At 74.1% G+C, this 12,514-nt stretch carries 12 protein-coding genes and 1 pseudogene; 5 read left to right on the forward strand and 8 right to left on the reverse strand.

Annotated features, from left to right (window positions below; all coding sequences use genetic code 11):
* Nucleotides 1-44: 44 nt before the first annotated feature.
* Nucleotides 45-1,739 carry an AI-2E family transporter gene (locus BJY28_RS13800; RefSeq protein WP_179463515.1) on the reverse strand — a complete coding sequence of 565 codons (1,695 nt, stop codon included), beginning with the start codon at nucleotides 1,737-1,739 and terminating at the stop codon, nucleotides 45-47.
* A gap of 104 nt (nucleotides 1,740-1,843) precedes the next feature.
* Here BJY28_RS13800 and BJY28_RS13805 point away from each other — a divergent pair, with 104 nt between their 5' ends.
* Nucleotides 1,844-2,494 (forward strand): 4a-hydroxytetrahydrobiopterin dehydratase, encoded by a 651-nt coding sequence (locus BJY28_RS13805; protein WP_179463516.1) that lies wholly within the window; start codon nucleotides 1,844-1,846, stop codon nucleotides 2,492-2,494.
* A gap of 78 nt (nucleotides 2,495-2,572) precedes the next feature.
* Here BJY28_RS13805 and BJY28_RS13810 read toward each other — a convergent pair whose 3' ends face one another.
* From BJY28_RS13810 to BJY28_RS16950, 4 genes are all read right to left on the reverse strand, one after another.
* Nucleotides 2,573-3,730 carry a GNAT family N-acetyltransferase gene (locus BJY28_RS13810; protein WP_179463517.1) on the reverse strand — a complete coding sequence of 386 codons (1,158 nt, stop codon included), beginning with the start codon at nucleotides 3,728-3,730 and terminating at the stop codon, nucleotides 2,573-2,575.
* Between the two features lie 25 nt (nucleotides 3,731-3,755).
* Complete coding sequence (gene nusB, locus BJY28_RS13815; RefSeq protein WP_179463518.1) at nucleotides 3,756-4,169, reverse strand: transcription antitermination factor NusB; 414 nt, start codon at nucleotides 4,167-4,169, stop codon at nucleotides 3,756-3,758.
* Between the two features lies 1 nt (nucleotide 4,170).
* Nucleotides 4,171-4,731, reverse strand: coding sequence for an elongation factor P (efp, locus tag BJY28_RS13820; RefSeq protein WP_179463519.1), 561 nt, complete (start codon nucleotides 4,729-4,731; stop codon nucleotides 4,171-4,173).
* A 132-nt stretch (nucleotides 4,732-4,863) separates the two neighbouring features.
* Nucleotides 4,864-6,114 carry a lipase family protein gene (locus BJY28_RS16950; RefSeq protein ID WP_179463520.1) on the reverse strand — a complete coding sequence of 417 codons (1,251 nt, stop codon included), beginning with the start codon at nucleotides 6,112-6,114 and terminating at the stop codon, nucleotides 4,864-4,866.
* Nucleotides 6,115-6,188: 74 nt separating this feature from the next.
* Here BJY28_RS16950 and BJY28_RS16680 point away from each other — a divergent pair, with 74 nt between their 5' ends.
* Both BJY28_RS16680 and BJY28_RS17065 read left to right on the forward strand, forming a co-directional pair.
* Nucleotides 6,189-6,806 carry a glutamate synthase-related protein gene (locus tag BJY28_RS16680; protein WP_281366935.1) on the forward strand — a complete coding sequence of 206 codons (618 nt, stop codon included), beginning with the start codon at nucleotides 6,189-6,191 and terminating at the stop codon, nucleotides 6,804-6,806.
* 70 nt (nucleotides 6,807-6,876) lie between these two features.
* A pseudogene (locus BJY28_RS17065) lies at nucleotides 6,877-7,527 on the forward strand (FMN-binding glutamate synthase family protein); the annotation flags it as partial.
* Between the two features lie 268 nt (nucleotides 7,528-7,795).
* Here BJY28_RS17065 and BJY28_RS17070 read toward each other — a convergent pair.
* From BJY28_RS17070 to BJY28_RS13840, 3 genes are read right to left on the reverse strand one after another with little or no spacing between them, the layout of a single operon-like run.
* Nucleotides 7,796-8,491 carry a YqeB family protein gene (locus BJY28_RS17070; RefSeq protein ID WP_425485716.1) on the reverse strand — a complete coding sequence of 232 codons (696 nt, stop codon included), beginning with the start codon at nucleotides 8,489-8,491 and terminating at the stop codon, nucleotides 7,796-7,798.
* Nucleotides 8,488-9,510 (reverse strand): ABC transporter permease, encoded by a 1,023-nt coding sequence (locus BJY28_RS13835; RefSeq protein ID WP_218875361.1) that lies wholly within the window; start codon nucleotides 9,508-9,510, stop codon nucleotides 8,488-8,490. The genes BJY28_RS17070 and BJY28_RS13835 overlap by 4 nt, the downstream gene beginning before the upstream one ends.
* Complete coding sequence (locus BJY28_RS13840) at nucleotides 9,507-10,397, reverse strand: ABC transporter ATP-binding protein (RefSeq protein ID WP_179463521.1); 891 nt, start codon at nucleotides 10,395-10,397, stop codon at nucleotides 9,507-9,509. The genes BJY28_RS13835 and BJY28_RS13840 overlap by 4 nt, the downstream gene beginning before the upstream one ends.
* Nucleotides 10,398-10,536: 139 nt before the next feature.
* On the opposite strand from BJY28_RS13840, the gene BJY28_RS16450 reads away from it, so the two are divergent.
* Both BJY28_RS16450 and BJY28_RS13850 read left to right on the forward strand, forming a co-directional pair.
* Entirely contained in the window at nucleotides 10,537-11,775 is a 1,239-nt protein-coding gene (locus BJY28_RS16450; RefSeq protein WP_179463522.1) for a histidine kinase, read from the forward strand.
* Nucleotides 11,772-12,488, forward strand: a complete 717-nt coding sequence (locus BJY28_RS13850; RefSeq protein WP_179463523.1) for a response regulator — start codon at nucleotides 11,772-11,774, stop codon at nucleotides 12,486-12,488. The genes BJY28_RS16450 and BJY28_RS13850 overlap by 4 nt, the downstream gene beginning before the upstream one ends.
* The last annotated feature ends 26 nt before the right edge of the window (nucleotides 12,489-12,514 follow it).

The raw sequence follows: 12,514 nt of genomic DNA on the forward strand, positions 1-12,514 counted from the left end.
ATGCCGGTCGGGGCTCACTCTAGGGGGTACCGGGCCCCCGTCGCTCACCGGTCCCGCTGGTGGCGCTCCCAGGTGTCCCGGGCGGCGCGCAGCGACGCCCCGACCCGGGTGGACAGGGAGGGATCCTCCTGCGCCCGGTGGTCCTCCTGCTCCTGGGCGTGGGTGGTCGCGTGGTGCCGGGCGGAGTAGCCGGCGCCGGCGAGCAGCCCCTGCTGGGCGGAGATCTCGCCCTCCTTCGTGGCCACCGCGACGTCCTCGGGCCGCAGGTCGCCGGTGCGCAGGTCGACCTGCTCGCTGAGGTAGCGCAGCACGACCGCGGCCACCGCGGCGAAGGGCACCGCGAGGAAGGCGCCGACCACCCCGAAGAGGGTGCTGCCGGCCGCCACCGAGAGCAGGATCACCCCGGCGTGCAGCTGCATCGAGCGTCCCTGCAGGAAGGGCTGCAGCAGGTTCCCCTCGACCTGCTGGACGACGATGATGATCGCCAGCACGATGAGCGCGCTGGTGACCCCCTGGGAGACCAGCGCCACGAGCACCGCCAGGGCACCGACGGCGAAGGCGCCGACGATCGGGATGAAGCCGCCGAAGAAGGTCAGCACGGCCAGCGCGAAGGCCAGCGGGATCTGCATGATGACCAGGCCGGAGCCGATGAGCACGGCGTCGACGGCGGAGACCACCGCCTGGGTCCGGATGAAGCCGCCGAGGGTGTTCCAGGCGCGCACCGAGACCTCGGTGAGGTGCCGCCCGGCGGTGCGGCCGGCCATCTTGCGGACGAAGGGCAGGAAGCGCGGCCCGTCCTTGAGGAAGAAGAAGGTGAGCACGAGCACCAGGGCGATGGTCACCAGCGCGTTGCTGAGGATGTTGACCCCGCTGAAGACGCCGGTGGCGATGTCGCCGCCGCGCTGGCCGATGAAGTCCTCGATCGAGGTCACCGCGTCGTCGATGGTCCGGCTGTCGATGTTGAAGGGGGGCCGGGCCAGCCGGTTCTGCAGGTCGTTCAGCCCGGAGGTGGCCGCCCGGGCCAGCGAGGTGGACTGCTCGACCAGCGACGGGGTGATCGCGCCGATGACCCCGAAGAAGACGGCGAAGGCGCCCAGGATGACCAGCAGCGAGGCCAGCCCGGCCGGGACCCCCTTCGAGCGCAGCCACCGGGTCGGCGGCCACAGCACGGTGGAGACGATCAGCGCGAGGATGATCGGCAGCACGCCGATCCACACCTGGCCCAGGAGCCAGAGCAGACCGGCGAGCGCGACCGCGATGATGATGCCGCGCAGCGACCACCGGGAGAGCGCCTCGACCCCGTCGCCGATGACCACGCTGCGATCCACCCCGCGGTTGGTGAGGTCCTCGTGACCGGCCAGCGGCGGCACCTGGGCCCCGGCCTCGTCGAGCTCGGCCTCATCCTCGGCGGAGGCACCGGGCGCTGCCGGCCCGTCGCGCAGCTCCGCCGGGTAGAGCTCCGCCGAGGCGTCTTCGTCGGCAGCCGCGTCGTGGGTCCCCGGCGAGGGGGGCCGCTGCGACCCGCCCTCCCCCGGGTCCGACCGGGGCCCACGCTCCGCGTCCGTGCCGTCCCCGGGACGGCGGGTCGACCCCGCCCCCGTGGCCTCACCGCGCCGCGGCGACCGCGGCGGCACGTCGACGTCCCCCGTCACGCGCGCCCCCGTCCGGGGGTCGGCCGGCTGCCCGGCTCCGGGCTGGTCCGGGGCCGGCGGGCCGTCCGGCGACCGCTCCTGGCTCATGCGTCCTCCCTGCTCATCCCTGGTGCTGGGGACATCATGACCGAGGTCCCGCGCCGGTGCGCGACCGGTTCCCGGATCGGTGCCGGTGTGCCAGCCTGGAGGGCATGAGCACGCTGAGCACCCAGGAGATCCTGCAGGCCGGGCTGGACGACTGGCGGCCGCTGGCCGGCACGCTGCGGGCCCGCTTCGCCACCGGCAGCTTCGTGGCCGGGCTGCGCCTCGTCGAGGCGGTCACGGAGGCGGCAGAGGCGGCCAACCATCACCCGGACGTGACCCTGACCTATCCGCACGTCGACCTGAGCCTGGTCTCGCACGACGTGGGTGCGCTCACCGAGCGCGACGTCGACCTGGCCCGCACGATCAGCGGCATCGCCGCCGACCAGGGGGTGAGCGCCGACCCGGCCGCTCCCACCGTGCTGGAGCTGGCCCTGGACACCGCGGACCGGGAGGCCGTGGCCCCCTTCTGGGCGGCCGTGCTCACCGGTGACGCGGGCAACGTCGACGGCGACGACGTCGTCGACCCCAGCGGTCGGGTGCCGCTGCTGTGGCTGCAGGGCACGCAGGCGCACGAGGAGCCGCGCCAGCGCTTCCACCTCGACGTGTGGGTGGCCCCGGACGTGGCCCCCGCCCGGATCACCGCGGCGACGAAGGCCGGTGGACAGGTGGTCGACGACAGCCACGCCCCCTCCTTCACGGTGCTCGCGGACGCCGAGGGCAACAAGGCGTGCGTCTGCACGGTGCTGGACCGCGCCTGAGCCAGGACACCGACCAGGACGGCAGCCTCTGCGTGTGCACCGGGCTGGACCGCGCCTGACGGCGGCTCGACGGCGAGGTCAGCGCCGGGCGCGCACCTCGCCGGGGGCACGCCGCTCGTCGGCGATGACCGGCCGGTGGGCCAGCACCGCGTCGACCGAGCCCAGGGCGGCCAGCTCGGTGAGGATGACCCGGGTCGGGGTCATCAGCCGCACCTGGCCGGACCCCGCGGACGAGAGCAGCCCGGCGACGCTCTCCCAGCCGGCGTGCGAGGCCTCGGTGGTGACGTTCTGCGGGGCCAGGCCGGCCGCCGGCAGCACGAAGAAGTACGTGTCGAAGCGCTTCGGCGAGCCCACCGGCGTCACCCACCAGTCCCACGGGACGAGGGCGCCGGGATCCACCTCGAGACCGGTCTCCTCGGCGAGCTCGCGGACACCGGCGGCTCGCAGCACCGCCTCCTCGACGGCCGGGTCCGAGGTCGCCGGCAGCGAGGTCAGCGCCCAGGCCGGGTCGGGCACCGCGGGGTCTGCTCCCAGCCCGTCCGCACCAGGCCGCCGCGCGTCGGCCACCGCCGCCCGGTCCTGCGGATCCACCCGTCCGCCGGGGAAGACCACCCGCCCCGCCGCGAAGTCCATCTGGGCGACCCGGTGCTGGACGTAGGCCTGCAGCTGCCCACCCTCGTCGCGCAGCGGGATGACGCTGACCGCCAGCCGCGGGGTGACCGCGCCGACGAGCGAGCGGACCATGGCCACCCGGCGCCCGCTGGCGGCGACGCCGGCGGCCTCCTCGTCCCGGACCACCGCGTGCATGAAGGAGGGCGGCGGCTCGACGGTCGTGTATCCCAGCCGGGCGTACCAGGGCGCGTTGAAGGGGACGTCGGCGAAGGTCATGAGGGTCATCGCGCCGACCCCGCCGGCGAGCACCGCCGCCTCGGCGGCGCGCAGCAGCTCGGTGCCGATCCCCTGGCGCTGCCGCTCCGGCCGCACGGCCAGCGCGTCGAGGTGCCAGGCCCCCTCGTCGAGGTCGACGAGGTGGGCGAAGCCGACGACCGTGCCCTCGTCCTCGGCGACGAGCAGCGCGCCGCCGTCACGGCCCAGCCGCTCCTCCCCCGCGGTCGGTGGGGCCCAGCCGGAGGTGTCCAGATGAGCGGCGAGCAGGGTGTCCGCGGCGGCCTCGATCTCGGCCAGCAGCGGGGCATCGGCGTGCGTGGCGGGGCGCACCCGCACCGTGCTCGTCATCCGTCCCGTCCCTCTGCGTCGCCGGTCAGACCAGGGTCGGCTTGACCTCGGCGATGCGGGCGAGCAGCCCGTTGACGAAGCGCGGGCTCTCGTCGGTGGACAGCTCGGTGGCCAGCGCCACCGCCTCGCTGATCGCCACCGAGTCCGGCACGTCCTCGGCGTGCAGGATCTCCCAGGCGCCGAGGCGCAGGATCGCCCGGTCGACGTCCGGCATCCGCTCCAGCGACCACCCCTGGCTGTAGGTGGTCAGCAGCTCGTCGATCTCGCCGGCGTGCGCCACCACGCCGGTGACCGCGGTGACCGTCCAGGGGTTGAGCGGGGCCGGGGTGACCGGGGTGGCCGCCCGCTCGCGGGCGAGGTCCCCGGCGTCGCTCCCCTTCTGCTCGGCCTCGAAGAGCAGGTCGACGGCCCGCTTGCGGGCCTTGGAGCGTGCCGCCACCTCAGCTCACGCGGCCGAGGTAGGAGCCGTCGCGGGTGTCCACCTTGATCTTCGTGCCCTGCTCGACGAAGAGCGGCACCGAGATCTCGGCGCCGGTCTCGACGGTGGCCGGCTTGGTGCCGCCGGTGGAGCGGTCACCCTGCAGACCCGGCTCGGTGTAGGTGATCTCCAGGACGACCGACGGCGGCAGCTCGACGAAGAGCACCTCGCCGTCGTGGCGGGCGACGACCGCGTCCTGGTTCTCCAGCAGGTACTTGCTGCCGTCGCCGAGCACCTCGGGGGTGACCATGATCTGGTCGTAGGTGTCCGGCTCCATGAAGACGTAGTCGGTGCCGTCGTTGTAGAGGTACTGCATGGTGCGGCGGTCGACGTTGGCGGTCTCCACCTTCGTCCCGGCGTTGAAGGTCTTGTCGATGGTCTTGCCGGTGTTGATCGACTTCAGCTTGGTCCGCACGAAGGCCGGCCCCTTGCCGGGCTTGACGTGCTGGAACTCGACGACCGACCAGAGCTGGTTGTCGAGGTTGAGGACCATGCCGTTCTTGAGGTCGTTCGTCGTTGCCACGTGCGTGCGCGCCTTACGTCTCGGGAGGGAAGGGATCGGCCCGGATCTTACCGTCCGGACCTGCCGGCAGCCGCATCCGCCGGCGCCACCTGCCGGACGACCGGGCCCGGCGGCGGATCGTCGGGCAGCGGGTCAGGGCAGCTCGGGCAGGGTCTCCTGCGCCCACTCGGTGGTGGGCTGCGCGGCCTCCAGGAGCACGCTGCCGTGGTCGGCGCCCTCGACGAGCTCGTAGGTGACGTCGACGTCCTCGTCCTCGTAGATCTCGACGAGCGAGTCGGTCAGCTCCGTCGGCACGGTGGTGTCCTGGTCGCCCTGGACGACGAGCACCGGCACCGACGGGACGATGCTGGCCGTGTCGTTCTCCTGCACCACCTCGGCGACGTCCTCGTAGGAGTCGCCCTCGCGGACCACCTCGGAGACCGACAGCCCGCCGAAGGAGTCCTCCTCGGAGAGCCCGTCCAGGCAGCGCTGCTCGAGCTGGGGCAGCAGCTCGACCGCCTCCGGGGTGAGCACCTCCTCCGGCTCGACCCCGGCGACCCGCGCGGCGCTGCTGACCAGCGGCCCGGCGAAGACCCCGGCGTCCATCTCGGCCGCCTGGCCGCTGTCGAAGGCCTCGGTCAGCTGGGAGGGCGGGGCGATCCCCACGACCCCCTGCAGATCGAGGTCCGGGGCGTGCTCCGGCCCGACGGCCCCGGCGAAGAGGGCCGCCTGGCCGCCCTGCGAGTGCCCGGCGGCGAGCCAGCGCTGCGAGACGCCGTCGTCGAGCTCGCCCGCGGCGGTGACGATGTCGGTCATCGCCCGCCCCGCGCTGGCCCCCATGAGGTAGGGGTGCGGTCCGGGGGTGCCCAGGCCCTCGTAGTCGGTGGCGACGACGACGTACCCGCGGCGCACGTACTCGCCGGTGACCTGGCTCATCAGCCGCGAGTAGAAGCTGCCGGTGCCCTGCATCGCGCCGCGCGAGGGGGCGCAGTCGTCGGCGGTGCCGGTGGTGCCGTGGCCCCAGGACAGCACCGGCCAGCCGCCCTGGGGGGGCTCGCCGTCGGGGATGGTCACCAGGCCGGAGACGGCCACCGGCTCCTCGTCGGCGCCCACCGAGCGGTAGAGCACCTGGTGGGTGGTCGCCCCCTCGGTCCCGGTGGCGCCGCTGGCCTCCCGGGACCACACCAGGCTGCCGGGCTCGCCGTCGGCGATCTGCGCGTCGCTGGCCTCGTAGAAGTCCAGCCCGAGCGGCGCCCGGGTGGTGCTGCTGGACGAGGCCGTGTCCCCGCCGCCGTCGTCGTCCCGGGTCACCTGGTAGCCCACGACGGCCGCGACCACCGCGAGCACCACCAGCGCCGCCACCACGATCACCCGTCGGCGCGGGATCGGGCTCTCATCGCTCACGTGCTGCTCCTCGTCGGTGACGCTCCGGCCCTGCATCCTCGCACGCGGCCATCGCTCGGGGCAGACTGCGCCCCATGACGAGGACGTCCTGGTGGGCAGGGGCCGCCGGAGCCGGTGCGCTGGCGGCGGTGGCCGTCCGCGACCTGGTGCAGCGCGAGCACACGCTCAAGCACAACTTCCCGGTGCTCGGCAACGCCCGGTACCTGCTGGAGCGGATCGGGCCCGAGCTGCGGCAGTACATCGTCACGAGCAACGACGAGGAGCGTCCCTTCAGCCGGGACCAGCGCGGCTGGGTCTCCGCCAGCAGCAAGCTGGAGAACAACTACACCGGCTTCGGCACCGACAACGACACCGAGCACGACGAGGGCTACGTCATCGTCAAGCACGTCACCTTCCCGACGGACCCGCCGTCGTCGTCCGCCGCGCACGGCATCAAGGACGGCGTGGACGACCACGTGCGCCTGCCCGCGGCCAAGGTCATGGGCGCCGCCCGCGAGCGCCGGCACGCCTTCCGCCCGGCCTCGGTGGTCAACGTCTCGGGGATGAGCTTCGGCTCGCTGTCCGGCCCGGCGGTGGAGGCCCTGAACCAGGGGGTCGCGCTGGCCGGCGCCTACCAGAACACCGGCGAGGGCGGGATCTCCCCGCACCACCGGCACGGCGGCGACCTCGTCTTCCAGATCGGCACCGGCTAGTTCGGCTGCCGCGACGAGCAGGGGGCGCTTCGACCTCGACCGGCTCGTGGACCTCGTCGCCTCGGCGCCGGTGCGGGCCGTCGAGATCAAGCTCTCCCAGGGCGCCAAGCCGGGCCTGGGCGGGATGCTGCCGGCCGCGAAGATCAGCGACGAGATCGCCGAGATCCGCGGGATCCCCCGGGACCGGGACTGCGCCAGCCCGTCCCGGCACACCGCCTTCCGCGACGTCGACTCGATGCTCGACCTCGTCGAGGAGATCGCCGCGGCGACCGGCCTGCCGGTCGGCATCAAGTCCGCGGTGGGGCACGACATGATCTGGCGCGACCTCGTGGCGGCGATGACCGCCGACCGTGGCCGCGGGGTGGACTTCATCACGATCGACGGGGGCGAAGGGGGCACCGGCGCCGCTCCCCTGGTCTTCACCGACTCGGTGGCCTTCCCCTTCCGGGTCGGCTTCTCCCGGGTGTATGCCCGCTTCGCCGAGGCCGGGCTGACCGACGACGTCGTCTTCGTCGGCTCCGGCAAACTGGGGCTGCCGGACAACGCGCTCGTGGCGCTGGCCCTGGGCGCCGACGTGCTGCACGTCGGTCGCGAGGCGATGCTGGCGATCGGCTGCATCCAGGCGCAGAAGTGCCACACCGACCGCTGCCCGACCGGGGTAGCCACCCAGAACCGGTGGCTCACCTCGGGGCTGGACCCGCAGCGCAAGGCGGTCCGGGTGGCCAACTACCTGGACACGCTGCGCCGGGACCTGGTCAAGGTCTCCGAGGCGGTCGGGGTGCGCCACCCCGGCCTCATCGGCGGGGACGACATCGAGCTGGTCGACGCCGACCGGCACGGCACCCCGCTGCGCGAGGTCTTCGGCTACCAGCCGGGGTGGGGCACCCCGGGGCCGCAGCTGCGCGGCGAGATCGACGCGCTGATGGCGCGGCTCGGCACCGACGAGGCGCCCCGGCCCTTATGGCGCTCAGCGTCCGGACGGACGCCGCTCAGGGCCGCCGGGCCGGGCGCCACTCCAGCCGACCCTTGGGGCCCGGCCGGACCACGAGTCCGTGCTCGCGCAGGTCCGGGTCCAGGGCCGCCTCGGTCTCCGGGTTCTCCGCCTCGGCACGGCGACGCAGCAGGGCGTGCTGCTCCGCGGAGAGCTCGGGGCTTCCGTCGAGCCAGCTGCGGTACTCCGCGGCGAAGGGGTCGCCGCCCTCGCGCCACGGGTAGCCCGCCGCGGTGAGCGCGGCGCTGAGGTCGTCGCCGGGCAGATCCTCGACCGAGACCCGGGCGAGCATCTCGCCGTGCCGACCGAGCAGCACGAGGTGCGTGCCGTCGCGGAAGGCGGCGCCGACGGCTCGCCGGGCCACCCACCGCTGCGGCTCGCCCTGCCCCACCTCGAGATGGTCGTCGTGGACGACGACCACACCGGCGTTCTTCGTCACGTCGTCGACCATGAGCAGCCCGACGACGAGCCCGGCGCCGCCGAGGACGAGGTAGCGCCACACCTTCGGCATCCGCTCCACGAGGCCGAACGGCCCGGAGATCCCGATCTGGTCGTCGAGCCACTCGTGGGCGAACGGGGAGACCGCCGCGAGGACGAGACCAAGGACCAGCGGCACGAGGGCCAGGCCGGTCTTGAAGGTCCTCGTCAGCTCGACCGTCACCGGGAGGCGCGGGGTGGGCACGGCCGGGGTCACGAGATCTCCCGGCGCAGCACCCGCCAGGTGCCCACCGCCAGCGGCAGCGCCACCCACAGGCCGGTGCTGGTCACGAGGTGGCCCCAGGCCTCGCCGTCGAGGGTGCCCTCGAGGAGCGGCACGGTGGCGGTGCTGAGGTCGAGCCAGGGCGCGACGTCGCTGAACCAGGAGAACAGGCCGCTGAGGATGCTCCACACGGTCGGCAGGACGAGGGTCGCGACGATGGCCAGCGGGGTGTTCAGCAGCGCCAGACCGAAGCCGACACCCTGGAGGGTGAAGAGGACGACGACCAGGACCACGCCGGCGACGGACAGCCCGTCGAGGGTCCAGGTCGCGCCGGCGAGGGCGGTGGCCACGGCGGCCCCGGCGAAGGCCGCGGCGAGCACGGCCAGACCGAGCGCGGCACCGGCGACCATCTTGGCGGCGACCACCCGTCCGCGCCGAGGTTCGAGGGCGAAGGTGGTCAGCCCGGTGCGCTGGCTCCACTCCTGGGTGGCGGACATGATGCCCAGCACCGGGACGAGGATCGTCAGCGGCAGGAAGGCCGCCTGCAGGAACGAGACGAAGGTCTGGTCGGCCTCGGGTCCCCAGATCGCCAGCGCCAGGCTGACCAGCGCGACGATCCCGGCGAGGGTGATGAGCAGCCAGCTTCCGGCGCGGGTGTCGACCGACTTGCGCAGCTCGATCCGGACGAGCCGCAGGAAGGGGAGACCGCGCTCGCCGTCGAGGTCCGGTGCCACGCCTCCCCCGGCGGTCTGCCCGGTGCTGCGCCTGCTGCTGGTGCTCGGCGTGCCGGGGCTCCGCGTGCTGCGGCTCCGCGTGCTGCTGGGGCTCGGCGTGGTGCTGCTGGAGGTCTCGCTCGTCATGGTGGCGCTCCCGGTCGGGTCGGTGCTGAGGCTGGTGTCGGTGGTGGTGCTGGAGGTGGTGCCGGCGCCGGAGGTGGCGCCGGTGCCGACGCTGGTTTCGGTGCTGCGGGTCGGCTCGGTGCTGCGGGTGGTGGGCTCGCCGGCCGGTCTCATGCCGCGTCCCGGGCGTCGGCGGCGGTCAGCTGCAGGAAGAGCTCCTCGAGACCGCCCTCGGCACCGGTCCGCAGCTCGAGCAGGACGACGCCCTGCTCCAGGGCGGCCCGGCCGACGTCCTCGGCGGAGGCCGACACGGTGAGTCCGCCGGCGGCCGGGGTGACGTCGACCCCCTTCGCCTGCAGCCCGCGGGCCAGCGCTCCGTCGTCCATGGACCGGACCGTGACGCCACCGGCCTGGATCAGCTCGTCGACCCGACCCTGCGCGACGATCCGACCGCGCCCGATCATGACGACCTCGTCGGCGACGGCCTGGACCTCGTGCAGCAGGTGGGAGGACAGCAGCACGGTGCCGCCGGCGGAGGCGAAGCCCCGCAGCAGGGTGCGCATCCAGTGGATGCCCTGCGGGTCGAGGCCGTTGGCCGGCTCGTCGAGGACCAGCACCTGCGGCTGGCCGATGAGGGCGACGGCGAGGCCGAGGCGCTGGCGCATGCCGAGGGAGTAGCCGCCGACCCGGCGGCCCGCCTCCTTGTCGGTGAGGCCGACCCGGTTCAGCGCGTGCGCCACGTCGTCGGCGCCCAGGCCGAGGTGCATCGCGGCCAGGGTGAGCACCTCGCGGCCGCTGCGGCCGGGGTGCTGGGCGGAGGCGTCGAGCATGACGCCGACGTGACGTCCGGGCATCGGCAGGTCCCGGTAGGGCCGGCCGAGCACGAGGGCGCGGCCGCTGGTCGGCGGGTTGAGCCCGGTCATCATCCGCATGGCGGTGGACTTGCCGGCCCCGTTCGGGCCGAGGAAGCCGACGACCGAGCCGGGACGCACCTCGAAGGAGATGTCGTCGACGGCGGTGAAGGCGCCGTAGCGCTTGGTGAGGTTCTCGACGGTGATCATGGGTCAACCCTCGCCCGCCGGGAGGCCCCGGCGCATCGGTCGTTCGGCCGATCTGGTCCCGACCTGGGTCTACCGCTGGAGCGACGACCCCCGACCCAGGTCGGTGTCCCGCGCACTACGCCCTGCCTAGAGTTGCCGGGTGCCCAGCCCGAACCCACCGACCCTGCCCCCGCCGCCGCTGCGGCTGGTCGACCACGCCTGGCGGATCGGGCTGATCCTCTTCATCTCGTTCTGGGTCTTCGTCGTCCAGATGGCCGACCTCGCCACGGAGCTGCCCGACGGCAGCATCACCTTCAGCGAGGAGGCCGGCACCCGGCTGCTCGTCGACCTCGCCGTCGGCGCGGTCACCTATCCCCTGGTCCTGCTCCGCCGGCGCTGGCCGGTGGTGATCGCGGTCCTCTTCGCCCTGGCCGGCGCGGTGTCCACCGTCGCCGCCGGCCCGGCGATGCTGGCCACCGTCTCGATGGCCACCCGTCGACGGTGGCGCGAGGTGGTGATCGTCGCCGTGCCGAACATCGCCGCGGCGCTGTTCTTCGACCGCTGGGCCTCGTCCGAGCCGCTGCCCTGGGCGTTCACCCTCGGCTTCGGGATCGTGCTCTACGCCGCTCTCGTCGGCATCGGCTTCTACATCGGGGCCCGCCGAGACCTCATCGCCTCGCTGCGGGCCCGGGCGGAGACCGCCGAGCGCGAGCAGACCGCCCGGGTGGAGCAGGCGCGCGCCGCCGAGCGGAACCGGATCGCCCGGGAGATGCACGACGTGCTGGCCCACCGGATGTCCGTCGTCGCGCTGTACGCGGGAGCGCTGCGGACCCGCGAGGACCTCACCAGCACCCAGGCGCGCGAGGCGGCGACGGTCGTCGAGGACGGCGCCCGGGAGGCGCTCACCGAGCTGCGCCAGGTGCTCGGGGTGCTGCGCGAGGGCGAGCCGGGACGCCCGGGCGAGCACGAGCCGCCGCAGCCGACGCTGGTCGCGCTCGACGCGCTCGTCTCCGAACGAGCCGACCTGGGCGCCGGCCAGGTGGTGCTGCGGCTGCCCGAGGGCGGTCTCGCCGCCGACGACACGGTGCTCGCCCAGGTGCCCGAGACCGTCTCGCGCACCGGCTACCGGGTCGTGCAGGAGGGACTGACCAACGTCCGCAAGCACGCCCGGGGCGCCGACGTCGAGGTCCGGGTCACCGTCCGTCCCGGCGCCGAGGTCCGGATCGACGTCGACAACGAGCCGCCACCGACGCACGAGCTCGGCCGGACCTTGCCAGGCTCGGGCCTGGGGCTCGTCGGCCTGCGCGAGCGGGCGAGCCTGGTGGGCGGACGGGTCGAGGCCGGGCCGCGTGGCGACGGCGGCTTCGTCCTGTCGGTGTGGCTACCGTGGCGCCCGTGAGCTCGCCTGGCCCCACCCCGCCCGGGTCGTCCGAACCCGCTGTCCGGGTGCTCGTCGTCGACGACGACCCGCTGGTGCGCACCGGTCTGGTCCTCATCCTCGGCGGCGGTCGGGGCATCGAGGTCGTCGGCGAGGCGGTCGACGGTCTCGACGGCGTCGCGGCGGCCGAGCGGCTCTCCCCCGACGTCGTCCTCATGGATGTGCGGATGCCCCGTCTCGACGGGATCGCCGCCACCGAGCGGCTCACCGAGCGGCCGGGGGGTCCGTCGGTGGTCGTGCTCACCACTTTCGACGCCGACGACATGGTGCTGCGGGCGCTGCGGGCCGGCGCCGCCGGCTTCCTGCTCAAGGACACCGCACCGGACCGGCTCGTCGACGCCGTCCGGGCGGTGGCCGCCGGCGACCCGATGCTCTCGCCGAGCGTCACCGCCCAGCTCATCGCTGCGGTGACCGGCGGCGGGGTGACCGGCGGCGCCGCGGAGAAGGAGCGCACGGACCGGCGGCAGGCGGCCCGGTCACGGCTCGACCGGCTCACCGAGCGTGAGCGCGAGGTGGCCGAGGCGATCGCCCAGGGCCTGGACAACACCGAGATCACCGAGCGGCTCTACATGTCGATCGGGACGGTCAAGGCGCACGTGGGACGCCTCTTCACCAAGCTCGAGGTGGACAACCGGGTGCAGGTGGCGATCCTCGTCCGCGACGCCGAGGACTAGCCGAGGGCTGGAGGACCAGCCGCGCC

Source organism: Janibacter alkaliphilus (assembly GCF_013408565.1).
In the GTDB taxonomy this organism is placed as follows: Bacteria; Actinomycetota; Actinomycetes; order Actinomycetales; family Dermatophilaceae; genus Janibacter; species Janibacter alkaliphilus.